General features: G+C 59.4%; 23 protein-coding genes and 1 pseudogene. 17 read left to right on the top strand and 7 right to left on the bottom strand.

The annotated features are described in order from the left end of the window. The 5 genes and pseudogenes from IEX40_RS05770 to IEX40_RS05750 form a co-directional block, all read left to right on the top strand. Positions 1 to 411, top strand: a pseudogene (locus tag IEX40_RS05770) (acetaldehyde dehydrogenase (acetylating)); the annotation flags it as partial. A gap of 19 nt (positions 412 to 430) precedes the next feature. Beyond that, entirely contained in the window at positions 431 to 1,459 is a 1,029-nt protein-coding gene (gene dmpG / locus IEX40_RS05765; RefSeq protein WP_188746198.1) for a 4-hydroxy-2-oxovalerate aldolase, read from the top strand. Next, complete coding sequence (gene dmpH, locus IEX40_RS05760) at positions 1,459 to 2,265, top strand: 2-oxo-3-hexenedioate decarboxylase (protein ID WP_188746196.1); 807 nt, start codon at positions 1,459 to 1,461, stop codon at positions 2,263 to 2,265. Before dmpG ends, dmpH begins: the two co-directional genes overlap by 1 nt. Positions 2,266 to 2,298: 33 nt before the next feature. After that, the gene (gene thmT / locus IEX40_RS05755) at positions 2,299 to 2,490 is read left to right on the top strand and encodes a 2-hydroxymuconate tautomerase (protein WP_188746194.1); all 192 of its coding nucleotides are present in this window, start codon (positions 2,299 to 2,301) and stop codon (positions 2,488 to 2,490) included. Between the two features lie 196 nt (positions 2,491 to 2,686). After that, positions 2,687 to 3,655, top strand: coding sequence for an AraC family transcriptional regulator (locus IEX40_RS05750; RefSeq protein ID WP_188746193.1), 969 nt, complete (start codon positions 2,687 to 2,689; stop codon positions 3,653 to 3,655). A 22-nt stretch (positions 3,656 to 3,677) separates the two neighbouring features. Here IEX40_RS05750 and IEX40_RS05745 read toward each other — a convergent pair whose 3' ends face one another. The 6 genes from IEX40_RS05745 to IEX40_RS05720 form a co-directional block, all read right to left on the bottom strand. Further along, entirely contained in the window at positions 3,678 to 4,496 is an 819-nt protein-coding gene (locus IEX40_RS05745) for an IclR family transcriptional regulator (protein WP_188746191.1), read from the bottom strand. Positions 4,497 to 4,611: 115 nt separating this feature from the next. Next, complete coding sequence (locus IEX40_RS05740) at positions 4,612 to 5,322, bottom strand: ABC transporter ATP-binding protein (protein WP_188746189.1); 711 nt, start codon at positions 5,320 to 5,322, stop codon at positions 4,612 to 4,614. Between the two features lie 3 nt (positions 5,323 to 5,325). Continuing rightward, a complete protein-coding gene (locus IEX40_RS05735) occupies positions 5,326 to 6,105 on the bottom strand; it encodes an ABC transporter ATP-binding protein (RefSeq protein WP_188746187.1) in 780 nt (259 codons plus the stop codon). Next, positions 6,105 to 7,064 (bottom strand): branched-chain amino acid ABC transporter permease, encoded by a 960-nt coding sequence (locus IEX40_RS05730; RefSeq protein WP_188746186.1) that lies wholly within the window; start codon positions 7,062 to 7,064, stop codon positions 6,105 to 6,107. Before IEX40_RS05730 ends, IEX40_RS05735 begins: the two co-directional genes overlap by 1 nt. A gap of 15 nt (positions 7,065 to 7,079) precedes the next feature. Further along, positions 7,080 to 7,943 (bottom strand): branched-chain amino acid ABC transporter permease, encoded by an 864-nt coding sequence (locus tag IEX40_RS05725; protein WP_188746184.1) that lies wholly within the window; start codon positions 7,941 to 7,943, stop codon positions 7,080 to 7,082. A gap of 66 nt (positions 7,944 to 8,009) precedes the next feature. Continuing rightward, positions 8,010 to 9,185, bottom strand: coding sequence for an ABC transporter substrate-binding protein (locus IEX40_RS05720; protein ID WP_188746182.1), 1,176 nt, complete (start codon positions 9,183 to 9,185; stop codon positions 8,010 to 8,012). 260 nt (positions 9,186 to 9,445) lie between these two features. Between IEX40_RS05720 and IEX40_RS05715 the strand changes: the two genes are divergently transcribed. From IEX40_RS05715 to IEX40_RS05665, 10 genes are all read left to right on the top strand, one after another. After that, the gene (locus tag IEX40_RS05715; RefSeq protein WP_188746180.1) at positions 9,446 to 10,237 is read left to right on the top strand and encodes a VOC family protein; all 792 of its coding nucleotides are present in this window, start codon (positions 9,446 to 9,448) and stop codon (positions 10,235 to 10,237) included. 205 nt (positions 10,238 to 10,442) lie between these two features. Then, positions 10,443 to 11,789 carry a benzoate 1,2-dioxygenase large subunit gene (gene benA, locus IEX40_RS05710; RefSeq protein WP_188746178.1) on the top strand — a complete coding sequence of 449 codons (1,347 nt, stop codon included), beginning with the start codon at positions 10,443 to 10,445 and terminating at the stop codon, positions 11,787 to 11,789. Positions 11,790 to 11,799: 10 nt separating this feature from the next. After that, positions 11,800 to 12,294 (top strand): aromatic-ring-hydroxylating dioxygenase subunit beta, encoded by a 495-nt coding sequence (locus tag IEX40_RS05705; protein WP_188746176.1) that lies wholly within the window; start codon positions 11,800 to 11,802, stop codon positions 12,292 to 12,294. 78 nt (positions 12,295 to 12,372) lie between these two features. After that, positions 12,373 to 13,386 carry a benzoate 1,2-dioxygenase electron transfer component BenC gene (gene benC / locus IEX40_RS05700; RefSeq protein WP_188746174.1) on the top strand — a complete coding sequence of 338 codons (1,014 nt, stop codon included), beginning with the start codon at positions 12,373 to 12,375 and terminating at the stop codon, positions 13,384 to 13,386. 13 nt (positions 13,387 to 13,399) lie between these two features. Next, on the top strand, positions 13,400 to 14,185 hold the full coding sequence (locus tag IEX40_RS05695; RefSeq protein ID WP_188746172.1) for a 1,6-dihydroxycyclohexa-2,4-diene-1-carboxylate dehydrogenase: 786 nt from the start codon (positions 13,400 to 13,402) through the stop codon (positions 14,183 to 14,185). A 429-nt stretch (positions 14,186 to 14,614) separates the two neighbouring features. Continuing rightward, entirely contained in the window at positions 14,615 to 18,193 is a 3,579-nt protein-coding gene (locus IEX40_RS05690; RefSeq protein WP_229680614.1) for an indolepyruvate ferredoxin oxidoreductase family protein, read from the top strand. 47 nt (positions 18,194 to 18,240) lie between these two features. Next, complete coding sequence (locus IEX40_RS05685; protein WP_188746674.1) at positions 18,241 to 19,296, top strand: Leu/Phe/Val dehydrogenase; 1,056 nt, start codon at positions 18,241 to 18,243, stop codon at positions 19,294 to 19,296. Positions 19,297 to 19,390: 94 nt separating this feature from the next. Next, a complete protein-coding gene (locus tag IEX40_RS05680) occupies positions 19,391 to 20,815 on the top strand; it encodes a sodium-dependent transporter (protein ID WP_188746170.1) in 1,425 nt (474 codons plus the stop codon). Positions 20,816 to 21,247: 432 nt separating this feature from the next. Further along, a complete protein-coding gene (locus IEX40_RS22085; RefSeq protein WP_229680613.1) occupies positions 21,248 to 21,421 on the top strand; it encodes a hypothetical protein in 174 nt (57 codons plus the stop codon). 171 nt (positions 21,422 to 21,592) lie between these two features. Continuing rightward, positions 21,593 to 21,916, top strand: a complete 324-nt coding sequence (locus IEX40_RS05665; RefSeq protein ID WP_188746166.1) for a hypothetical protein — start codon at positions 21,593 to 21,595, stop codon at positions 21,914 to 21,916. Between the two features lie 169 nt (positions 21,917 to 22,085). Here the strand turns inward: IEX40_RS05665 and IEX40_RS05660 are convergent, their stop codons facing one another. Further along, positions 22,086 to 23,204, bottom strand: coding sequence for an AraC family transcriptional regulator (locus IEX40_RS05660; RefSeq protein WP_229680612.1), 1,119 nt, complete (start codon positions 23,202 to 23,204; stop codon positions 22,086 to 22,088). 371 nt (positions 23,205 to 23,575) lie between these two features. On the opposite strand from IEX40_RS05660, the gene antA reads away from it, so the two are divergent. After that, positions 23,576 to 24,967, top strand: a complete 1,392-nt coding sequence (antA, locus tag IEX40_RS05655; protein WP_188746165.1) for an anthranilate 1,2-dioxygenase large subunit — start codon at positions 23,576 to 23,578, stop codon at positions 24,965 to 24,967. 3 nt (positions 24,968 to 24,970) lie between these two features. Continuing rightward, positions 24,971 to 25,459, top strand: a complete 489-nt coding sequence (gene antB, locus IEX40_RS05650; RefSeq protein ID WP_188746163.1) for an anthranilate 1,2-dioxygenase small subunit — start codon at positions 24,971 to 24,973, stop codon at positions 25,457 to 25,459. Positions 25,460 to 25,504: the final 45 nt, after the last annotated feature.

Raw genomic sequence — 25,504 nt, 5'->3', positions numbered from 1 at the left:
CGCCAGAACATCGATGAGTTCACCCGCACCACCGCTGGCGCGGTGGAGAAGGTGGGCGGTGCCAAGAAGGGCAAGGCGATCATCATCATCAACCCGGCCGAGCCGCCGCTGATCATGCGTGACACCATCCACTGCCTGACCGAGGGCGAGCCGAACCAGGACGCGATCACCGAATCCGTTCACCAGATGGTGAAAGAGGTGCAGAAATATGTACCGGGCTACCGCTTGGTCAACGGTCCGGTGTTCGACGGCAACCGCGTCTCCTGCTTCATGGAGGTCGAAGGATTGGGTGACTTCCTGCCCAAGTACGCCGGCAACCTGGACATCATGACCGCGGCGGGCCTGCGCACCGCCGAGATGTTCGCCGAAGAAGCGGCGAACGGCACCATTTCACTGCCGGAACGTGGCTGATAGGACGGGAGATAGAAATATGAATCTGCAAGGTAAGAAAGTCCGTCTGCACGATATGAGCCTGCGCGACGGCATGCATGCAAAACGCCACCAGATCAGCGTCGACGAGATGGTCAGCATCGCCACGGCGATGGATGAAGCAGGGATGCCGCTGATCGAGGTGACCCACGGCGACGGCCTCGGCGGCGCCTCGGTCAACTACGGTTTCCCGGCCCACACCGACGAGGAGTACCTCGGTGCGGTGATCCCGAAGATGAAGCAGGCCAAGGTCTCGGCGCTGCTGCTGCCGGGGATCGGCACCGTCGATCACCTGAAGATGGCCAAAGAGCTGGGCGTCTCCACCATCCGCGTGGCGACCCACTGCACCGAGGCGGATGTGTCCCAGCAGCACATCACCATGGCCCGTGAGATGAACATGGACACCGTTGGCTTCCTGATGATGGCGCACATGGTGCCGGCGGCGAAGATCCTGGAGCAGGCCAAGCTGATGGTCGGTTACGGCGCCAACTGCATCTACTGCACCGATTCGGCCGGTTACATGCTGCCGGACGAGGTGAGCGAAAAGATCGGCCTGCTGCGTAACGAGCTGCCGGACACTATCGAGATCGGTTTCCACGGTCACCACAACATGGCGATGGGCGTGGCCAACTCCCTGGCCGCCATCGACGCGGGTGCTGCGCGTATCGACGGTTCGGTGGCGGGCCTGGGTGCCGGCGCCGGCAACACACCGTTGGAGGTGCTATGTGCGGTACTGGACCGCATGGGCTGTGAGACCGGCATCGACCTGTACAAGATCATGGATGTGGCCGAAGACCTGATCGTGCCGCTGATGGATCAGCCGATCCGTGTCGACCGCGATGCACTGACCCTGGGCTACGCCGGTGTCTACTCCTCGTTCCTGCTGTTCGCCCAGCGTGCGGAGAAGAAATACGGCATCCCGGCCCGTGACATCCTGGTCGAGCTGGGCCGTCGCGGCACCGTGGGGGGGCAGGAGGACATGATCGAAGACCTGGCACTGACCATGGCGAAACAGAAGGGGCTGATCTGATGGCTGATGTTAAAGGTAAGAGCCTGAGTAAATCACAGGTTGAAGAGCTGGCGATCCACCTGGAGAACGCCGAACTGCAGGCATACGAAGTCACCAAGATCACCGATGACTTCCCCAGCATGACCTACGAAGATGCGTTCGACATCCAGTGGGAGATCCGTCGCCGCAAGGAGGAGCGCGGCAACAAGATCGTCGGCATGAAGATGGGCCTGACCTCCTGGGCCAAGATGGCACAGATGGGTGTCGAGCACCCCTGCTACGGTTTCCTCGCCGACTACTTCACCGTGCCCGATGGCGGCGAGATCAAGCACGACGAGCTGATCCACCCGAAGATCGAGGCCGAGCTGGCGTTCGTATTGAAGGATGAGCTGAAGGGCCCGGGTATCCACATCGGCGACGTGCTGCGCGCCACCGACTTTGTGATGCCTGCAGTGGAGGTGATCGACTCCCGCTACAAGGACTTCAAGTTCGACCTGAAAAGCGTGATCGCCGACAACTCCTCCTCCAGCCGTTTCGTCACCGGCGGCCGCATGGCCGATGTGGCCGATCTGGACCTGAAGACCCTCGGCGTGGTGATGGAGATCAACGGCGAAGTGGTACAGACCGGCGCCGGTGCGGCGGTACTCGGCCACCCGGCGGCGTCCGTGGCGATGCTGGCCAATATGCTGGCCGAGCGTGGTGAGAGCCTGAAGGCGGGCAGCTTCATCATGATCGGTGCAATCACCGCGGCGGTGCAGGTCAACAAGGGTGACAACTTCACCGTGCATTATCAGGGTCTTGGAAGCATCGGCGGCAAGTTCGTCTGAGCCTTCATAGCCCTTTATAGACAGGAGGCGACCATGCCTATCGCAGTCGTGCACATCATGGAGGGGCGTTCCGAGGAGAAGAAGGAGCGCCTGATCGCCGAGGTGAGCGAGGCAATCGCCCGCTCGCTGGATGCCCCGCTGGAGAGCGTCCGCGTGCTGATCACCGAGATGCCCAAGGAGCACTTTGGTATCGGCGGCGTCTCGGCCAAAAAGTTGGGTCGTTGACTTCTCCTCTTAACGAGTCGTAGTTCGCCCGCCCCGTGCGGGCGCTTTTATTTTACGCTTGGCAGTGCTCGAATCAGGGGCAGCAAGTGGTGCTCATATTGGGCCGGATTGTGCAAAAAGCACCCATTGAAGCGCCGGTTTTATTTACCTATAATTAATCGATTAATAATAAGTATAAAATAGCTAGGTGGTTGATATGCTGCTCGATGTGCTCAACAACTCGAAAGTATTCGATGGCGCTCACCCGTTTCTGGTCTCCGACTATGTCAACCAGCATGTTGGACGCCACCGTCTGGAGATGGCGGCGCAGCAGGGGCGTTCGGAGTCCTCATCTGCCAGCCTGAGTTATACCGAGTTCGCCGATATCGGCCTATCCCGCATCAGTTATGGTGACCAGGTGCGCGTGCGCTGCCCGGATCTGGCCGAGGTGTACCACTTCCAGGTGGTGACCAAAGGGCAGTGCTACTGGCACTATGATGACGATCAACGCCTGCTGCTGCACCCGGGCCAGGCGTTGATGATGAACCCCAAAGAGCGCATCGACCTGTCCTACACCGAGGACTGCGAAAAGGTGATTATCAAGGTGCCCGAAGAGATTTTGAAGGGCGCCTGTCTCGAGCAGATCGGTATGGTACCGCGTGACGGTATCCGTTTTGAGCGCCGTGTCGTGGACCTCAATAATGCGGTCTGCTTCCTGCGTTTTCTCGATGCCCTGCTCACCGAAGCCAACGAGAACGAGGTCGAACTCGACAGCCTGCTCCTGCCCTACCGCGATATTTTACTTAGAAAGCTGTTGCAGCAGTTTGCCAACAACTCCCAGGAGCAGTCCTGCGCTGGCATGGACCGCGGCTTTGCCGAGCTGATCGCCTACATCGATGCCCACATCAAAGAGGAGATCGATGTGGATGAGCTGGCGCAGACCAGCAACGTCAGTGTACGCACGGTGTACAACCAGTTTTCCAAGCACTTCGGCCTGACACCGCGGTTATACGTGAAACATGCCAAGCTGAAGAATCTGCGTGCAGAGCTGATCTCAAATCACAAGGTGCGTAACGTAACCGAAGTCGCGCTGGATTACGGCTTCACCCACCTGGGACGTTTCTCCTCCGATTACCGCAAGATGTTCGGCGAGTTGCCCTCTGAAACCTTCAAGCGGCGGCGCTAACGTTCACTCAGCTTAGTGGCGCTCAGCGCTGACCGCAGATCTGATCGGTTACCTGACGCGTGCAGCTTAACAGCGCCCGGTGGTAGGGACCGCCGGGCCTCACGTCGATATCACCCGCCAGGCCCATGATCGATACCACCGATGAGACATTGCCGTTGATATCGTGAATTGCACTGCCCATGACATTGATATCCGGCAGGTAATCGCCGTAGAAACAGCAGTAGTTGCGCTCCCTGACCTCTTCTAGATGGCGGTAGAACGCCTCTTTCTGTATCGGCGTTCCATTGTGCCTGGGCAGGGCCGGGGGCGACTGGTAGAAGGCCTCGACAATCTCCAGCATCCGTTGCCGGGGCAGGTTGGCGAGAAAGATGCGGCCTGAAACCGAAAAGAAAGGCGACAGCTCTATCCCCAGGCGGACATTGACCGCCACCGGCTGGCTGGCATCGAGCCATTTGATCACCAGTGGCGCATGTCCGTTCCAGATCGTTACCGAGGTTGTTACATCCTTGCTGGTGTTGAGCTTTTCCACCGCCTGAAAGGTGAGCTGGATAGGGTCGATTCGTCGCAGCGCCGCCACCCCCAGTGTCAGGCTGGCATGGGCGAGGGAGTAACAGTTGGACCTGTCCTGCACGATATAGTCCGTGCGCATCAGGCTGACCAGGTATTTGTACAGCCGGCTCGGTGACAGTTGCAGGCGCTGGGAAAGCTCCTTCAGGCTGAGCGGATGTGCCGATTGCGCGATGGTGTCCAGTATCTTCAGACCCAGCTCCAGGGAGCCTATCCCCTGACGAGTCGGGGTCACAGGGTTATCGGTTGAGTCCGTGTCGAGATCTGAGCTCATTTCAGGCTGTCCCTACAGGTGGTAGACCATAAACGGGGCATGTTACTAGAACGTCCCGATCAACGAAATGTCGAACAGACAGGGTATCCAGGCCCCGCTGACGGGGCCTGCGGCCTTATACCCCCAGGTAGGACTCCACTTCATCGAGTCTGGCGCTCAGCCCCTCAGAGCTGTCGCTGAACACCACCTGGCCCTTGACCAGTACGATGTGCTTGTCACACAACTCCTTCAGCACCTTGATGTTCTTGTCGACGATGATGGTGGAGATGCCGCTGGCCTTGATGGTGCGGATCACCTCCCAGATCTCCTTGCGGATCAGCGGTGCCAGACCTTCGGTGGCTTCATCCAGGATTAACAGGTCCGGGTTGGTCACCAGTGCGCGGCCGATCGCCAGCATCTGCTGCTCGCCGCCGGAGAGCTGGGTACCCAGGTTACCCAGGCGCTCCTGCAGCCGGGGGAAGGTTTCCAGCACCCGGTCGTAGTCCCAATTATGTTCGCCCCTTTTGTTCGGGCGGGCGGCCATCTGCAGATGCTCCTTCACCGACAGATTGTGGAACATGCCGCGCCCCTCTGGGACATAGGCGATATCCCGTCGCATCCGCTGCCAGGTGGGCAACTGGGTGATCTCCTCACCATTGAACAGCACGTTGCCGCTGCGTGGTTGCACCAGTCCCAGGATCGATTTCAGCGTGGTGGTCTTGCCCATGCCGTTACGGCCCATCAGGCTGACCGCCTGGCCCGGCTCCACATCGAATCCCACGCCGTGCAGCACATGGCTCTCGCCGTAGAGGGTATGCAGGCTTTTTACTTCCAGTAGTTTATTCATCGCTCAGTACACCTCATCGCCCTGGCCCAGGTAGGCTTCCTTCACCCTCGGATCGTCACGCACCCGATCGACAGTGCCGGTGGTCAGGTGCTGGCCGTCGACCATCACCGTCAGTTTGTCGGACAGCTCGAACACCGCGTCCATATCGTGCTCGACCAGCACGATGCAGTACTCCTGCTTGAGCTGCTTGAGCAGCTCGATAATCAGTTGCGACTCCTCATGGCCCATGCCGGCCATCGGCTCGTCCAGCAGCAGTACGCAGGGGGAGGTCGCCAATACCATGGCGATCTCCAGCTGGCGCTGTTCGCCGTAACTGATATGCGCGGCGACCTCGTTCCGGCGTGACAGCAGGCCGACCTTTTCCAGTGCCTCGGTGGCGATCTCCTCCAACACCTCCTGGCGGTGGCGAGAGCGCAGGAAGTTGAAGCTGCCGCCCATACGGCGTTGCACGGCGACGCTGCAGTTTTCCAGACAGGTGGCGTTGGGGTAGATATTGGTTTTCTGAAAGCTGCGGCCTATCCCCCGGCGCGCGAAGGCGTAGGGTTTGATCGCATCGATCGGCGCACCCTCGTGAACGATCCGGCCACTGGTCGGTTTGTAGTGGCCACAGAGCAGGTTCAGCAGTGTGCTCTTGCCCGCGCCATTGGGGCCGACGATGCCGTGCAGCTCACGGTCATGGAATTTCAGCGAGATATCGTCGAGCGCCTTGAGACCGCCCCAGTACTTGCACAGCCCCTCTGTTTCCAGAATCACTTGGCTTTCCAGAATCACGTTGTTATTCATCAGCGTCTCTCCAAAAGCTTCTCGAGGTAACCCGCGATACCGTTCTTGAACAGGATCACCATCAGGATGATCAGAGCGCCCATGAACAGCAGCCAGTGCTCGGTCAGGTGTTCCAGACTGAAGTGCAGCCCCTCGTACACCAGGACTCCGAGGATGGCGCCGTAGATGCTGCCGATGCCGCCGAGTATCGACATCACCAGTGCGGAGCCGGATGTGGTCCAGGCCAGCATCGACGGGTTGACGAACCCGTACTGCAGGGTGAACAGGTATCCGGCGTAAGCGCCCAGTGCCGATGCCATGGTGTACGCCATCAGACGGAACACGAAGATGTTGTAGCCCAACGCCGTAGTCCGTCCCGGATTCTCATGGATCGAGTCGATGACGCGGCCGAAGCGGGAGCGGGTCACCAGGCGAAAAAAGAACAGCGTATTGAATAGCGACAGCAGGCACAGGTAATAGAAGTGGGTCGGGTTCTCCAGATCGAACAGGCTGAGGCCGAAGAGGCTGGTGTCCGGTTTCACGTAGATGAACACACCGTCGTTACCGCCGAAATCGAGCGAGTCGGAGAAGAAGTAGTAGGTCATCTGGGCGAAGGCCAAGGTGATCATGATCATGTAGATGCCGCTGGTGCGCAGCACCAGAAAACCGATCACCAGTGCCACGGCGGCGGCGATGACGCAGATGTAGAAGGTATAGACCCAGAAGTTAACCGCCTCGTACTCCGGCGCGATCATCACGAAGATATAGCCGCCGAGGCCGTAGAACATGGCGTGGCCCAGGGTGATCAGGCCGCAACGGCCGACCAGGTAATCCAGTGACATGACGAAGATCGCGAAGATCATCACCGTGGTCAGCTTGCTGACGTAGAAGGTGTTCTGCTCCAGGAACAGCGGCATCAGCAGCGCCAGCGGGAAGAACACCCAGACGAAGTAACGTTCGGTACGGTTGTTGAATAACATGACAGCACCTCCGGATCAGGATGAGAACAAACCCTGAGGTTTGATCAGCAGAATGAACGCCATGAGGATGTAGATCATCATGCTCGACAGTTGGGGTAGCAGCACCGAGGCGAAGGTATCCACCAGCCCGACCAGCAGCGCGCCGATGAGGGCGCCCTTGATCGAGCCCATGCCGCCGATGACGACGACCACGAAGCAGGCGATCAGCACATGCTCGCCCATACCCGGCACGATCGAACTCATTGGGGCGGCGATGACACCGGCGACAGCGGCAAGCATGACGCCGATGGCGAAGACGATGGTGTACAGGCGGCTGATATCGATGCCCAGGCACTCGACCATCTCACGGTTGGATTCACCGGCGCGGATCAGCATTCCCAGGCGGGTGCGATTGATCATGTAGTACATGATGGCGGCGATGGCGACGCAGAGCAGCGCCACGAAGAGACGGTAGACCGGGTATTCGACCACATCAGTCAGCGGTATGGCCGCGGACATGGCATCGGGCACCTGCACCCCCAGCGGGTCGTTCCCCCAGAGGATGCTCTGCAGGGCGTTGAACACGAAGATCATGCCGATGGTCAGCAGCACCTGATCCAGGTGGTTACGCCGGTACAGACGCTGGATCAGCGTGCGCTCGACGACAATGCCGATCAGCAGCGCGATGATCGCGGAGATCACAGCGCTCAGTGTGAAACTGCCGGTCTGCTGCACGAAGTACCAGGCCAGGTAGGCGCCCACCATGTACATGGAGCCGTGGGCGAGGTTAAGGATGCCCATGACGCCAAAGACCAGTGTCAGGCCGGAGGCGATCAGGAACAATAGCAGGCCGTACTGCAGACCGTTGATCAGCTGCACGAAAAATAGTGAAGTTGTCATGGCTACTTCCGAAGTCAATCAATTGCTTATAGAGGCGGGTGGCGCCGCCTCCGGACTGCTGAACTATCAGAGCTTGCAGCCGCGCGCCGGGTCTTCCAGCTTGGCCGCCGGCACGTCGATCACCTTATTAGCGCCGTCCACCACCTCACGCAGGTAGATGTTCTGGATCGGGTTATGCGCCTTGGAGAAGCTGACCTCGCCGCGCGGGCTCAGCAGCGTGGTGCTTTCCATCGCCTGGATCAGGGCCGCCTGATCGCTGATATCGCCACCGAGCTGATCCACCGCCTTGGCGATCAAGAGACCTGCGTCGTAGCCCTGTACCGCGTAGATATCCGCCTCCTTGCCGAACATCTGCTGGTAGTTCTGGCGGAACTTGGTGTTGACCTCGTTATCCAGGCCGTCGGCATAGTGCAGGGTGGTGCGGATACCCTCGGCTGACGGTCCCTGGGCGGAGGTGGTGCCCTCGGTCAGGAAACCGCTGCCGAGCAACGGGATCTTGCCTTTCAGGCCCAGCGCATCGTAATCCTTGACGAACTTGACCGCGCCGCCACCGGCGAAGAAGACGAACACGGCATCCGGGTTGATCGAACCGATCTCCGACAGGTAGGACTGGAACTCGGTTTTCGGGAAGGGCACCATGATCTGCTTGATGATCTCGCCGCCTCCTGCCTTGAACGCCTCCTCGAATCCCTCCAGGCTTTCACGCCCCGCGCCATAGTTCCAGCTCATGGTCACGACGCGCTTGTAGGCGCTATCCAACGCCACCTGGCCCATCGGGTAGGAGGGCTGCCACATGGAGAAGGAGGTGCGGAAAATATTCGGTGCACAGAGCGGCCCGGTGGCGGCATTGGCGCCGGCGTTGGGGATGATCATGATGGTGTCCTGGTCCTTCAACACCTTGATCATGCCCATGGCCACCCCGGAGTGAACCGGGCCGATGATGAAATTCGCGTGGTGCTGATTGAGCAGGGAGGAGGCGATCTCCGGAGCCCTCTCCGGCTTGGCTTCGGTATCCATCTCGATAAATTCGATCTGGCGGCCGTGGAGCTCACCCGCATGCTCCTTCAATGCCATTTTCAGACCGTTGCGGCCGGCATCGCCAAGGGCCGCATAGATACCGCTGAACGGCAGCATGACACCGACCTTGATCGGCTCGGCATTGTCCGCCAGCGCCTGGGCGCTAAGGGTGGCGACGACGGTGCCGGCCAGGAGAGTACGCATGAACTTGTTATAGTTTTCCATCTGTGACCTCTCGGTTGTATTTGTTTTTATTCAAGGTCGATTAGAAAGAAAGCTGATCTGGATCAATAGCCGCCAGATGCACACCAATGTCCATAAACTGCAACTGTCCACTATCCCTATGTCGAAACTGCATAGGGTGGATAGGAGTTGCAGTAAATGGATTTCCCCGTCGCGCCACGAGTTTAATTATCGAGTTCATGCCCTGTGTCCTTTTAATAAAGGGGCGCGCCGCGAATAAAACCGATAAAAGAGGTGTGACAATGAAAAAAGGTGTAATACGTCCCGGCCATGTGCAGATCCGGGTGCTGGATATGGATGAGGCGGTTGCTCACTACCGCGACCTGATCGGCCTGATCGAGACCGACCGCGACGACCAGGGCCGGGTCTACCTGAAGGGCTGGACCGAGGTGGACAAATTCTCCGTGGTGCTGCGCGAGGCGGACAGCGCCGGCATGGATTTCTTGGGCTTCAAGGTCCTCAGCGAAGCGGTGCTCGAGTCCCTGCGCGGTGAGCTGGCCGCGTTTGGTTGCGAGATCGAGGATATCCCCGCCGGCGAACTGATCGACTGCGGCCGTCGCGTGCGTTTCGTTGCGCCCACCGGGCACAGCTTCGAACTCTACGCCACCAAGACCCAGACCGGCCGCTACGGTGTCGGCAACCACAACCCGGAAGCCTGGCCCCGTGACCTGAAGGGGATGAAGGCGCAGCGCTTCGATCACTGCCTGCTCTATGGCCCGAACCTGGACAAGACCTTTGACCTGTTCCGCGACGTGCTCGGCTTCGACCTGTGCGAGCAGGTGATGACGCCGGATGGCAAGCGCGTGGCGCAGTTCCTCACCGTCGGCATGAAGGCCCACGATATCGCCTTTATCGATCACCCGGAACCGGGCAGGTTCCACCACGCCTCCTTCTTCCTGGAGACCTGGGAGGATGTGCTGAAGGCGGGTGGCGACTACTTCTACCCGGACCACGAACCGATCACCTGGGATGCGGACAGTGCTCAACGAGCGTTTCCTCACCGTCTTGACCTGATCACCGGTAATAGCGTGTAGCATCAGTTCCAGTGCTTGTTATTTGGCCTCCCATTACGGGAGGCCTTTTTTATGTCCGAATGTTTTTGAGTATACGTCCGAATCCTATCCATTTTTTAAACAGGAATTTTCGTAGGCTGCAACCAGGGGATAAAGGATAGCGCTCAGTGGATAGTGGCTTATTCCCCACAGCCCTAATCTGATTTAAAAAGAAGGAGGGCACCCCATGCATCAAGATCTGATTACCAAGCTAAGCAGCATGATGGAAGAGGATAAAGAGCAAGGTCTTTATCGCTGCCGTCGTGAGATGTTCACCGACGAAGAGCTGTTCGAACTGGAGATGAAGCACATCTTCGAGGGCAACTGGATCTTCCTGGCCCACGAAAGCCAGATCCCGAACAAGAACGACTACTTCACCGGCTTCATCGGTCGCCAGCCGATCTTCATCTCGCGCAACAAAGAGGGCGAGCTGAACTGCTACATCAACGCCTGCAGCCATCGCGGCGCCGTGTTGTGCCGCAAGAAGAAGGGCAACAAGGCAGTGCATACCTGCCCCTTCCACGGCTGGAGCTTCAACAACGACGGCAAGCTGGTCAAGGTCAAGGATCCGGAAGAAGCCGGTTACCCCGCTTCCTTCAACTGCGACGGCTCGCACGACCTGAAAAAGGTACCCCGTTTTGAATCCTACCGCGGCTTCCTGTTCGGCAGCCTGAAAGCGGACGTCAAACCGCTGAAAGAGCACCTGGGCGAAGCGGCCAAGATCATCGACATGATTGTCGATCAGTCACCGGAAGGACTCGAGGTGCTGCGCGGTTCCTCTACCTATACCTACGACGGCAACTGGAAGGTACAGGCGGAAAACGGTGCCGACGGTTACCACGTCTCCGCCACCCACTGGAACTACGTCGCCACCACCGGCCGGCGTAAGGCAGGGATGTCGATCGACGACGTCAAGGCGATGGATGCCTCCACCTGGAACAAACAGAAGGGCGGTTTCTATGCGTTCGAACAGGGCCATATCCTGCTCTGGATGCGCTGGCCCAACCCGCAGGACCGCCCGCTCTACGAGCGCCGCGACGAACTGGTCGAGAAGTATGGTGAAGCGCGCGCCGACTGGATGATCGGCAACCTGCGTAACCTCTGTCTCTACCCGAATGTGTTCCTGATGGACCAGTTCAGCTCGCAGATCCGCATGTGGCGACCGATCTCCGTCGACAAGACCGAGGTCACCATCTACTGCATCGCGCCGAAAGGTGAGAGCGCCGAAGCCCGTGCCCACCGTATCCGTCAGTACGAGGATTTCTTCAACGCCTCGGGTATGGCAACGCCAGACGACCTGGAGGAGTTCCGCGCCTGTCAGGAGGGGTTCAAGGCCAGCTCCCTGCCGTGGAATGACATGTGTCGCGGTGCCGAGCACTGGATCCAGGGGCCGGATGAGGATGCCAAAGCGCTGGGTATTCACCCGGTACTCAGTGGTGCCAAGTCCGAGGACGAAGGGCTGTACACCGTGCAGCACCGCTACTGGACCCAAACACTGACCGACGCTGTTAACGAAGAGCAGGAAGAGGCATAAGGAGACCGAGATGAGCATTACATACGAACAGGTACGCAATTTCCTCTACTCCGAGAGCCGTGCATTGGATGACAAGCAGTGGGATGCCTGGCTCGCACATTACGACAAGGAGGCCGAGTACTGGGTACCCAGCTGGGATGACGATGGCGAATTGACCACCGATCCGCAGAGCGAGATCTCGCTGGTCTACTACGCCCGTCGCGATGGTCTGGAGGACCGCGTGTTCCGCATCAAGACCGAGCGCTCCAGCGCCTCCAGCCTGCCGGAACCGCGTACCCAGCACATGCTCAGCAATATCGAGCTGCTGACCTCATCCGAGAACGATGCCGAGGTGCGCTATAGCTGGCTGACCAACAGCTATCGCTACAAGACCACCGATACCTACTACGGCAGCGCGCACCTGACCCTGGTCCGTGGCGATGACGGTGCGCTGAAGATCAAGCGCAAGAAGGTGGTGATCAAGAACGACTGCATCCACCACGTGGTCGACGTGTACCACCTCTGATACCCGTGAACCCATAATAACGAGCACCCTTGAGACGCCGCCTGGCCGGCGCCTCAAAGGGGGCCGAGGTAGCTGAAAATGCATAAAGTAGCGCTCAACTTCGAAGATGGTGTAACCCGGTTCATTCAAACCCTGCCCGGAGAGTCGGTGGCCGATGCCGCCTACCGTTCCGGTCTGAATATCCCGATGGATTGCCGTGACGGCGCCTGCGGCACCTGCAAGTGCCACTGCGAATCCGGCGAATACGCGATGGACGGCTATATCGACGACGCCCTGTCCGATCATGAGGCAGAACAGCGCTACGTGCTGACCTGCTGCATGGTGCCGGAGAGCGATTGCGTGGTGACCGTTCCCGCCTCGTCCGAGGTCTGCGTGCGCAGTCAGCAGGCCGACGTGCACGGTGAACTCACCGAGATCAACCGATTGTCGCAGTCGACGCTGAGCTTTACCGTCGCCGGTGACCAGGTCCGCGCCCTGCATTTCCTGCCCGGCCAGTACGTCAACGTGCAGGTACCCGGCACCGATCAGACCCGCGCCTACTCCTTCAGCTCCATGGTCAGAGAGCAGGATGAATCGGTCTCCTTCCTGATCCGCGTCGTGCCCGGTGGCCTGATGAGCGGCTTTATGGCCGAACAGGCCAAGGTGGGTGACAGGCTGACCCTGCGCGGTCCGTTCGGCTCCTTCTACCTGCGCGATATCAAGCGTCCGGTGTTGATGCTGGCCGGGGGTACGGGACTCGCACCCTTCCTGGCGATGCTGGACAAGATCCGCGCCTGCGGCAGCGAACACCCGGTGCACCTGATCTACGGCGTGACCCACGATTTCGACTTGGTCGAGCTGGAGAAACTGGAGGCCTTCGCTGCCGAGATCGACAACTTCAGCTTCAGTGCCTGTGTTGCCTCGCCCGAGAGCGACTGGCCTCGCAAGGGCTACGTGACCGACCATATCGAACCGTCCCATCTGAACGCAGGCGAGGTGGATATCTACCTGTGCGGTCCGCCGCCGATGGTTGAGGCGGTCAACGGCTTCATCGAAGCCAAGGGCATACAGCCGGTCAGTTTCCACTACGAGAAGTTCGCGGCAAGCCACTGAGGGGTGACCGGCTATGAGAGCAGCACGATTTGAGAACAAGGTGGCGGTGATCACCGGTGCGGCCCAGGGCATCGGCCGGGCGGTGGCGCTGCAGATGGCGGCAGAAGGCGCCGAGCTGGTGCTGGTCGATCGCTCCGAGATCGTCCACGAGGTGGCGCAGGAGGCGGAAGCCGCCGGAGCCGTCGCCGTGCACGTGGAAACGGCGGATCTGGAGCAGTACCCGGACTGCTGCCGCGCCATCGACGGCGCGGTCAGCCGCTTCGGCCGCATCGATATCCTGGTCAATAACGTGGGCGGTACCATCTGGGCCAAGCCTTACGAAGCCTATGAAGAGGAGCAGATCGAAGCCGAGGTGCGGCGCTCGCTGTTCCCCACGCTCTGGTGTTGTCATGCCGTGCTCAAGCCAATGCAGGCGCAGGGTGGTGGTGCCATCGTCAACGTGTCGTCGATCGCTACCCGCGGTTTGAACCGTGTGCCTTATGCCGCGGCCAAGGGCGGCGTCAACGCGATGACCGTGTGCATGGCATTTGAAAACTCGCAACACGGTATCCGGGTTAACGCTGTCGCTCCGGGCGGCACCGATGTGGGCGAGCGTCGTATCCCCAGGAACACCGCTCAGCAGTCGGAACAGGAGAAGGTTTGGTATCAGCAGATCGTCGACCAGACCATCGACTCCACCTTTATGAAGCGTTACAGCACACCGGAGGAACAGGCCAGCGCGATCCTGTTCCTGGCCTCCGACGATGCGTCCTATATCACCGGCACGGTACTGCCGGTGGGCGGTGGCGATCTGGGTTGAGATATTGCTGTTTGGGGGCTTTAGGCCCCCTTTTTTATTTCTGCCGGAAAAATCACTGGAAAGCATCAAAACTTCAATCTTGACGCCTAGGGAAAACCCCTATACTGTTGGTCGCTGAATCGCCTGACCCAGGCGGTTGAGCTGTACATGATCGGCGTATCCCTGCCGGTACAATAACAACAACAGGAAGCCAACGCTGTGATCCAGCTGCGGTTATAGGTAGCTCGTTATGATGCTCAATCTCTGCGTTACAGCCACACTTTCAGCGTGCTCTCTTCTACAGCCGGTCGTATCCGGCGGCATATCAAGCTCCCGAACTGAACATTCACCGCGACGCTAATCCGTCCACCTTAAGTTCATTCGACTTTTCATCGGTACGTCCTGCTTCAGGCGGCTTTACAGCTGCCGCTCAGGACCGGGAGCGATCATATGCAAAATTCCGTGACTCTGGACTCAGCTACCTCTGAGCCCGTTACTCTCGATACGGTGACTCTCGATTCAGTGAGTCTCCAGGACAAGTGGGAAAAAACCTCCGGCCGGGTCTATATCACCGGCAGCCAGGCGCTGGCGCGTCTGCCGATGCTGCAGGCCGAGCGCGACCGCGCCGCCGGGCTCAACACCGCCGGTTTCATCTCCGGTTACCGCGGCTCGCCCTTGGGCGGGTTCGACAAGACCCTGTGGCAGGTGCGCGACTACCTGAAAAAGTACAACATCACCTTCCAGCCCGGTGTGAACGAGGACCTGGGCGCCACCGCGGTCTGGGGTTCGCAGCAGGTCAATGTGTTCGAGGGTGCGAAATACGACGGCGTGTTCGGCCTCTGGTACGGCAAGGGCCCGGGTGTGGACCGCACCGGCGACGTGTTCAAGCACGCCAACGCCTTCGGTACCTCGCCCTACGGCGGTGTCCTCGCCGTGGCCGGTGATGACCACGCCTGCAAATCCTCCACCCTGCCGCATCAGAGCGATTACGCCTTCGCCGATGCGATGATGCCGGTACTCTACCCCTCCGGCATCCAGGAGATGCTCGATCTCGGCCTGTACGGCTGGGCGATGTCCCGCTTCAGCGGCTGCTGGGTTGGCTTCAAGGCACTGGCCGAGGTGATGGACTCGGCGATCTCGGCGAACCTGGATCAGCAGCGGCTGGAGATCATCTATCCCACCGATTTCGAGCTGCCCGCCGATGGCCTCAACGCACGCTGGCCGGATCGGCCACTGCAGCAGGAGGCGCGGCTGCTCAACTACAAGCTGGCCGCGGCCCAGGCGTTCTGCCGCGCCAACCGCCTCGACTGCATCGTGATTCAGCCTGCGCAACCCCGTTTAGGCATCGTCACCACCGGCAAGTCCTACCTGGACGTGCTGCAGGCGCTGGAAGATCTGGGTATCAGCCACGAGCTGGCGGCATCGCTCGGTATCGGACTGTACAAGGTAGCGATGACCTGGCCGCTGGAGCCGGAGGGGATCCGTGAGTTTGCACAGGGCCTCGACGAGATACTGGTGATCGAGGAGAAGCGCGGCCTGATCGAGGATCAGCTGAAAACCCAGCTGTACAGTTGGCAGGACGACCGGCGTCCGCGCGTGGTCGGCAAGCGTGACGAGCAGTTGGCTGAACTGGTCACCCCACTGTCGGAGCTGACCCCGGCGATGATCGCCCGGGCCATCGCTTCGCGCATCCAGGGTTTCTATACCAGCGAGCAGATGCAGCAGCGCCTGGCCTTCCTGAATGACAAGGAGGCGGAGCTGGCACAACCGCGGGCGCTGCTGGAGCGTACCCCGCACTTCTGTTCCGGCTGCCCGCACAACACCTCGACCACCGTGCCGGAGGGCAGCCGCGCCCTGGGCGGCATCGGCTGTCACTACATGGCGACCTGGATGGACCGCGGCACCGACACCTTCACCCAGATGGGCGGGGAGGGCGCGACCTGGATCGGCCAGGCGCCGTTTACCGACAACAAGCATGTGTTCCAGAACCTGGGTGACGGTACCTACTTCCACTCCGGGCTGCTGGCGATCCGCGCCTCGGTGGCGGCGGGCGTCAACATCACCTACAAGATCCTCTACAACGATGCCGTGGCGATGACCGGTGGCCAGCCGATCGACGGCACCCTGACCGTGCAGCAGATCACCCACCAGCTTTATGGCGAGGGGGTGCGCCGCATCGCGCTGGTCAGCGACGAGCCGGACAAGTATCCGAGCCGTGCCGATTTTGCCGACGGTGTCACCTTCCACCACCGCGATGACCTCGCGGCGGTGCAGATGGAGCTGCGTGAGATCCCCGGCTGTACCGCGATGATCTATGACCAGACCTGTGCCGCCGAGAAGCGTCGTCGCCGCAAGCGCGGCAAGATGAGCGATCCCGAGCAGCGCGTGGTGATCAACACCGAGGTGTGTGAAGGCTGTGGTGACTGCGGCGTGCAGTCCAACTGCCTGTCACTACTGCCGGAGGAGACCGAGCGCGGGCGCAAACGCAGTATCGACCAGTCCGCCTGTAACAAGGACTTCAGCTGCGTCCGCGGTTTCTGTCCCAGCTTCGTCACCGTAAAGGGTGGCAAGCTGCGCAAGCCGGAACTGGTTGGCAAGAATGCCAGCTTCCCGGAACTGCCGGAGCCGCGACTACCGCCGCTGGTAGAGAGGGCACAGCCCTACAACATCCTGCTCACCGGTGTCGGCGGCACCGGCGTGGTCACCGTCAGCGCCCTGCTGGGCATGGCGGCACACCTGGAGGGCAAGGGCGCCGGGGTGCTGGACCAGATCGGCCTGGCGCAGAAATTCGGCGCGGTGATGAGCCATATCCGCATCGCCCCGAGCCAGGAGCAGATCCACACCGTGCGCATCCCGGCCGGTGAGACCGACCTGATGATCGGTTTCGACCTGATGGTCGGCGCCAGCGAAGAGGCGCTGGGCAAGCTGGAGCGCCAGCGCAGCCGCGTGGTGGTGAACAACCACGAAACCATGCCGGCGGCGTTCACCCGCGACCCGGACCTGCAGGTGCCCACTGCGCAGATGCAGCAGGTGATCTGCGATACCGCCGTGGTTGGCGGTAGCTACTGTCTCGACGCCACCCGTCTGGCCACCCGACTGCTTGGCGATGGCATGGCGGTGAACCTGTTCTGCATCGGTTACGCCTGGCAGCGCGGGTTGATTCCGCTCCGCCGCCAGTCGATCGAACGCGCCATCGAGCTTAACGGCGCCTCGGTCGAGGCAAACAAGCAGGCGTTCCTCTGGGGCCGCCGTGCCGCGTTCGACCTGACCCGGGTCGAAACCCTGGTCGACCCGGATGCCAGCGTACAGACGTTGAAGCTGCTACCCAGCCTCAACCAGCTGGTCGAGCGCGAGATGCAGCACCTGCGCGAGTACCAGAACGAGGCGCTGGCACAGCGCTATCTCGAACGGGTGAATCAGGTGCGGCAGGCCGAGCAGTCGCTGGGCAAGGGCAGCCGTCTGCCTCTCAGATTAACGGGGGCCGTGGCCGAGTACTACAGCAAGCTGCTGGCCTACAAGGATGAGTACGAGGTCGCGCGTCAGCTATCCTCCGACAGCTTCCGTCAGCAACTAGCGGAGCAGTTCGAGGGTGAGTTCGAGCTGGAGTTCAACCTGGCGCCGCCGCTGATCTCCCGACTCGACCCGGCCACCGGGCGTCCGCGCAAGCGCAAGTTCGCAGGCAAGCGCATGCTGCCGCTGTTCCGGCTGCTGGCCGGCCTTCGCGGCCTGCGTGGCACGGTGCTGGATCCCTTCACCTACAGTGCCGACCGCCGCCTGGAGCTGCGCCTGATCACCGAGTACGAGGCCGATATTCAGCTGATCCTGACCCAGCTCAGCGCTGCAAACTACGATGCCGCCTGCCAGCTGGCGCAACTGCCCGCCGCCATCCGCGGTTACGGTCCGGTGAAAGAGAAGGCGTACGAAAAAGCCCAAGTGCAGCGTGTCGAGTTGCTCAAGCGACTGAACAGCGGCACCGATGCCGGTCGAAGCACCGACCCGTACGTGCAGCTGCATGAGGTGAGCGCATGAACGCCCCCGTTACCAATCCGAATGAACAATTGAAAGAGCTAGAGAACATGTCCGTATTCAGCCACCCGGAATTCGATAACCACGAACAGCTGACCTTCTTCAGTGATGAGAAGACTGGCCTGAAGGCGATCATCGCCGTGCACAACACCAACCTGGGTCCGGCGCTGGGCGGTTGCCGCATGTGGCACTACGCCAGTGACGAGGAGGCACTGCGTGATGTGCTGCGCCTGTCCCGAGGCATGACCTACAAGTCGGCGCTGGCCAACCTGAAGCTTGGCGGTGGCAAGTCGGTGATTATCGGCGATCCGCGCCAGCACAAGTCAGAGGCGCTTCTGGAGATGATGGGACGCTGCCTCGAACGCACCGGTGGCCAGTACATCGCCGCCGAGGACTCCGGCACCAGCGTGCCCGACCTGCAGGTGATGAGCCGCTTTACCGATAACGTGGCCGGCATCACCGAACGCACCGGTATCGACGGTCTGCCCTGTAACGGCGATCCGTCGCCGGCCACCGCCTACGGCTGTTTTGTCGGCCTGAAGGCGGCGGTCAAACATCAGCTCGGCCGCGACGATCTGACCGGTCTCAAGGTCGCGATCCAGGGGGTGGGCAATGTCGGCTACCGCCTGGCCAAGCATCTGCGCCAGGCCGGTGCCGAGCTGTATGTCACCGATATCCACGAGGAGCAGGTGCGCCTGGCGGTGACCGAACTGGATGCTACCGCGGTCGCGCAGGAGGAGATCCTGGGACTGGACGTGGATGTGCTGGCGCCCTGCGCCCTGGGTGCGGTGCTGAACGACTTCAGCATTCCGCAGATCAAGGCGAAAGTGATCGCCGGAGCTGCCAACAACCAGCTGGCGCTGGCCAAGCACGATCAGATGCTCCAGCAGCGCGGCATCCTCTATGCACCGGATTACGTGATCAACGCCGGTGGCATCATCGATATCTACTACGAGCGCGTCGGTCATGAACATACGAAAGTACGTGCCCATATCGACACCATCGCCGACACGCTGCAGGAGATCTTCCGGCGTGCTGACGACAGCGGCCGTCCCACCGGTGAGATCGCCAATGAACTGGCCGAAGAACGCTTTATGAACAAGTAACACCCCGCCGCCCGTGCCCCGGCTTGTACATCGGTCGCGGGGGGATACTCTCTCGAAACTGTCCACAAGATAAGAATAAGATGGAGACGTATAGATGACTGAGTTGACTCAGAATCCAACCGCGGGATCCGCGGCAACCGATGCTGGTTCCGGTGCGAAAGCGGCCCACCCGATGTGGTCCTCGCGGCTGGCGTTTATCCTCGCCGCCAGCGGTTCCGCCGTGGGTTTGGGCAATATCTGGAAGTTCCCCTATATCACCGGTGAGAATGGTGGTGGTGCTTTTGTACTGGTCTACCTGGTCTGTATTGCGCTGATCGGTATCCCGATCATGATGGCCGAGGTGGCGATCGGTCGTCGCGGTGGTCGCAGCCCGATCAATAGCATGCGTCAACTCGCGCAGCGGGATGGCCGTTCCAAACGCTGGGCCTGGATCGGCGGCATGGGGATGCTCTCCTCCTACCTGATTCTGTCGTTCTACTCCGTTATCGGCGGCTGGGCGCTGGCCTATGTGGGCAAGTCCGCCGGTGGCCTGTTCGTCGGCGCGACCACTGAGCAGATCGGTGCCCAGTTCGGCGCGCTGCTGGCCGACCCCTATAGCTTGTTGCTCTGGCACTCGGTGTTCATGGCGCTGGTGATCCTGATCGTGGCCCGAGGTGTCACCTCCGGTATGGAGAAGGCGATCAATATCCTGATGCCGCTGCTGTTCGTGCTGCTGCTGGTGATGGTGGGCTACGCGCTGAGTACCGACCGCTTCGCCGACGGCCTCAGCTTCCTGTTCACGCCGGACTTCTCCAAGCTCAGTACCGAAGGGGTGCTGACCGCACTGGGCCACGCCTTCTTCACTCTGAGCCTGGGTATGGGCGTGATGATGGCCTACGGCTCCTATCTGCCCAAGCAGGTCTCGATCGCGAAAACTGCGGTCACCGTGTCCGTGGTCGATACCCTCGTGGCACTGCTGGCAGGTCTGGCGATCTTCCCGATCGTGTTCTCCAGCGGCCTGGAGCCGGGCGCCGGTCCGGGACTGATCTTTAACACCCTGCCGATCGCGTTCGGTCAGATACCGGGCGGCGTGCTGTTCGGCACCCTGTTTTTTGTCCTGCTGGTGGTTGCCGCGGTCACCTCCGCGATCTCGCTGCTGGAGCCAGTGGTGGAGTGGTTCGAGGAGCAGAAGGGCTACGACCGCCTGCGCTGCACGCTGATCGGCGGTATCAGCATCTGGGCACTGGGTATCCTGACCATCCTGTCGCTGAACGAGTGGTCGGGCGTCCATCCGCTGGGTTTCATCGCCCGCTTCGAAGGCAAGACCATTTTCGACCTGTTCGACTACGCCACCGCCAACCTGATGATGCCGCTGGGCGGCTTCTTTACCGCGCTGTTCCTGGGCTGGTTCATGTCCAAACAGGCAGCGGAGAACGAGCTCTCCTTCGGTAATCCGCTGGCGTTCAAGCTGTTTATGTTCGTACTGCGCTTCATCACCCCGGCCGCCGTGCTGCTGGTGTTTGTGTATAACCTGATCTGAGGCGCTAAGCGCTATTCCCTGGCCGGCTCCTATCAAGGCCGTTTTTGGGGGACCAGTGTCCCCCTTTTTTTTGGGGGGGCAGGATCTAGGCTGTCCAGCGGCGCATGTTTGTGTATGAGCGGGATTTCATAAACGCACCGATCATTCCGGGCCTCTGTATTGCAAGCTGCTACCGGTGCGGCGACGGGTAATCGGGCCGCCAGATCGCGATTCCTTTCAGCGAAGTCATGCTCAGTGACCTGGTAAGTACCAGGCAGGCAATGGAACCGATGACAATGCCCCGGAACGCCGCGCCCAGGACCAGGAAACTCATAGCGGAGGCTATGGCGAGACAGATGATAACGGAGGCTTCTGTGCTCCGTTGCCTCGTCCGCTTCATTCAGGCTCAGCTCCGGGAACAGGGTGACCAGCAGCGTGGTGCCGAGAGCGGATGTGACCAGCGGGATGCGCATCCACCAGCTGCGCAGCTTCGTCGGCGCCGACGAACCGTTGGATATGTCGCGTCGTCCGCCGCCATTTCCCTTGTCCGTGCTTTATCCACAGCAGCGCCAGATGCCGCCACGCTTGCGCGTGTTCATCGCCTGGCTGGTGGAGCCGTTTGAATGATCGGCCCTCGTAAGGGGGCTGAGTAATCGCGTGCAGATTTCTGCACTCAGCGGCTAGGTTCTGCACCCATCGGAGCGCTGTTCATGATGATCTGTCGCATTGTTAAACCAACAGAAAGGACAAATTCCAATGTGCAGGAGCCGATAACAGAACAATCACAAGGTGGCCATCATGAAAGTCGAAACTCTTAGCCCGCTGGAAAGCGAAAATATCGAATACCGACACACCGGCGGCATCAGTCAAAATAATGCTCAGTACGCTTTCGTACCAGCCTTTCAGGACGAGTGTGATCGACGAGTCGAGCTGTCACGTTTCAGGGATGGCCGTGTCGCCCCTTTTCATACGCTGGATGGGCTACCTGAAGAGTGGATTGTCAAACGTGATCGCGCTGGTCGGATTGTCGCGATTAGAAGCAGTATTGTTTCCGGCTTCGTCCGTCACGGACGCTTTTTCAGTCGTCAGGAAGCGGCGGAATATGTCGACGAGATCGCGTAAAATACTTGAGAGGTTACTATTCGGTTTTGAGCTAAATATATCGGTGTTTAAATTAAAAAAACCGACCACTTTAATAAAGGTGGTCGGTGCTTTTGTTGATAATTTTTTGCTGGTTTTGACTGGTTGTTTTGTGTTTTTCTATCAGTTATTAAGTCAGGTATTGGTACGGCTATATTTCAAGCCGTGATCTGTTTTGAGTATCGGAAGGGGTTTCTCCAAAAAGCTTCTTATACTCGGATGAGAAACGGCCTAAATGGCTAAAGCCCCAGTTCATTGCAAGATTTGAAATGCTCTCATGGCCGCAGCTGGCGATGATGTCATTGCGTACGCCTTCGAGTCTTACCCGTTTAAGGTAAGCGGTCGGCGGTTCACCGAAATGGACCTTGAAATCGGCGTAGAGCTTATTTCGTGATACGCCGGCAACCCACTCGATATCTTCTATATGCAGATCATTCTTGGCATTGCTGCGGATATAGTCGATGGTCTTGATGATGTAGGCCGGTAGCTTGCGTTTGAACGCATCGCGCACCGCATCCGAGTAGTTATGCGGCTGCGAGGTGAGCAGTCCCTTGATCAGCGCTTGCTCTATATCGCGGATAAACGGGGCGAAATTGTACAGGCTACCAGCCTGTGAAAGCTCCTGCTCGATCAGCCTTATCGTGCGCCACCAGGCACTGGGTGCACCCACGCGGGCATCCATTTTTGGTTCAAAAATCAAAGGCTTGTCGATCGGCTTGCCAATCATCGATTCCAGTGAAAGCTCCATCTCCCGACGCGAAATTCTGACCAGGCTCTTGCGGCAGTTGCCACTTATATTGAGCTCGCAGGGCGCCGAAGGGGAGATGATGATGCCGCTGGTAATGTTGGACTCGGTCTTGTTGTCCGGCGTCGACAACTCCTGAAACCCACTGATCGGCAGGCTGATGCTGTAGCTGTTTTCCAGATCCTCGATTTTGACCGTGACGTCGGTGCCGTACTCGATATGGCCAATGGCCGTGGTGGTCGAGTTCAGAATATTACCCACGTGCCTGAAATGCATTTTACGCGCATTGTAGACGGTGAGGTCGTGAGGACCGCATATATTAGACATCCATGAAACCGCGTCGGCAGTATCCTGGATATCGGCTGATATCTTTTTTGACGACTCAGCTTCAAACAGGCTTACGTTTTCCAGCATAGTGAAAACCGGATTTACCGGCCCTGTCTTTATGTAGACGTTATAATAATTCTTTTGGCTAACATGGGTTGAGCCAACCTTCAAACTAGCATGGCCCTTGATCTCGGTCAATTGCTTAATCCTTATATTGGCGTCTGCGTTCATGCGCGCCATTCAGGTTCGAAATCGATAAAAATGGCTTTTTTGTCGTGTCTCAGCCTTTCTGAACCTGATGTTTTATTGTGCAGGTGCAATAAAAAGAGGCAGCGTTTTATTTGTGGGATTACCATTTCCTGATTTAAGTACATGAATTGCAATCGGCTTTGGTAGGCCGGCATACGTGCACATATATATGGCGCAAATGACCCTGTTTGGTGCGTGGTGAAAAGGGGATAACGCTTCTAAAAAATCCGGATAGGCGAGTAGGGGGGCGGTTTGGTCTTATGAATCCATAAACCCACCGGCGGGGTACAAGGCCCCGTCTCTAACCGGAGGTCATCACGATGACAACAAATACAGAGATGCTGGAGATCTGGAGGGAGAAGATCGAATCTGCCCTCGATTTCCGTCCGGACGACAAGGTCTACAAGGTCGCACGTGAAGTATTCACCGATCGTGAACTGTTCGATCTCGAGATGGAACTGATCTTCGAGAACACCTGGATCTACGCCTGTCACGAGAGTCAGATCGCCAATCCCAACGACTTCTTCACCATGCAGGCTGGCCGACAGCCGATGATCATCACCCGTGACGCCAAGGGTGAGCTCAACGCGCTGCTCAACGCCTGCCAGCATCGCGGCGCCACGCTGACACGCGTCTGCAAGGGGAACCAGTCCACCTTTACCTGCCCGTTCCACGCCTGGTGCTACAAGTCCGACGGCAAGCTGGTCAAGGTCAAGGCACCGGACGAGTACCCGCAGGATTTCGACAAGTCCACCCGTGGCCTGCGCAAGGCGTTGGTCAGCAGCTACAAGGGTTTCGTCTTCATCAACCTGAATACACAGTGCAAGCAGTCACTGGAGGAGTTCCTTGGGGACGCCAAGATCGCTTTCGACATGATGGCGGCGCAGTCTTCGAACGGTGAGCTCGAGGTGCTGCCCGGTTCCTCCAGCTACACCTTTGACGGTAACTGGAAGCTGCAGAACGAGAACGGTCTCGACGGGTATCACGTCAGCACCGTGCACTACAACTACGTGGCCACGGTGCAGCATCGTCAGCAGCAGGACGCGGCAAAAGAGGGCGGTGCCTCCAAGACCCTGGACTACAGCAAGCTTGGCGCCGGGGACAAGGAGACCGATGATGGCTGGTTCGCGTTCAAGAACGGCCACACCATCCTGTTCAGTGATATGCCGAACCCAGAAGTGCGCCCTGGTTATGCCAGTGTGATGCCGCGCCTGATCGAGGAGTATGGCCAGACCCGCGCCGAGTGGATGATGCACCGCCTGCGCAACCTCAACATCTATCCCAGCTTGTTCTTCATGGATCAGATCAGCTCTCAGCTGCGCGTGATCCGTCCGGTGGCCTGGAACAAGACCGAAATCCATAGCTTCTGCCTGGGCGTCAAGGGCGAGTCCGACGCCGATCGCGAAAACCGCATCCGCCAGTTCGAGGATTTCTTCAACGTCTCCGGTATGGGTACGCCCGATGACCTGGTCGAGTTCCGTGAGGCGCAGAAGGGCTTCGAGGGCCGCGCCGAGCGCTGGAACGACATCTCCCGTGGCTGCGAAAACTGGGCGACAGGCCCTACCGCCAATACCGAGGCGCTGGATATCCAGCCGGTGCTGACCGGTACCGAGTTTACCCAGGAGGGGCTCTACGTGAACCAGCATTCGACCTGGCAGCGCTACATGCTTGAAGGGTTGGCAGCGAAGAAACGCAAGGCGCAGGAGGGTTGAGCCATGAGTAATGTTATTCAGAGCATCGAACAGTTCTTATACCGCAAGTCCGAGTACTGCGACCGCCAGCAGTGGGACGAGTACCTGGCGCTGTTTGACGAGAACGCCGAGTTCCATATTCCGCAGTGGGACTCCGAGCATGTTTACACCACCAACCCCAAGCGTGAGATGTCGCTGATCTACTACCCGAGTCGCGCAGGGCTAGAGGATCGCGTGTTCCGTATCCGTACCGGCAAGAGTGCGGCCTGCACGCCGATGCCGCGCACCATGCACCTGGTCGACAACGTGCAGGCGCTGCAGCAGGAGGATGGTATGTGGCTGGTCAAGGCCAACTGGGCGACCCACTTCTTCCGTTTCGGTGAGTCCGAATGCTTCTTCGGTTGGTCGGAATACCGCCTGCGTGCAGATGGCGACAGCTGGAAGATTCAGAGCAAGCGCTCGATCGTGCTCAACGACAAGATCCGCCATGTGCTCGATTTCTACCATGTTTGAGCGAGTGACGCGCAATACGGTCTTCGGATCGGGAGGAAAAGCAGT

This window comes from Marinobacterium zhoushanense (genome assembly GCF_014641945.1).
In the GTDB taxonomy this organism is placed as follows: Bacteria; Pseudomonadota; Gammaproteobacteria; order Pseudomonadales; family Balneatricaceae; genus Marinobacterium_D; species Marinobacterium_D zhoushanense.
Note: the sequence above shows the minus strand (reverse complement) of the source record. Positions and strands in the feature narration are given on the sequence as shown.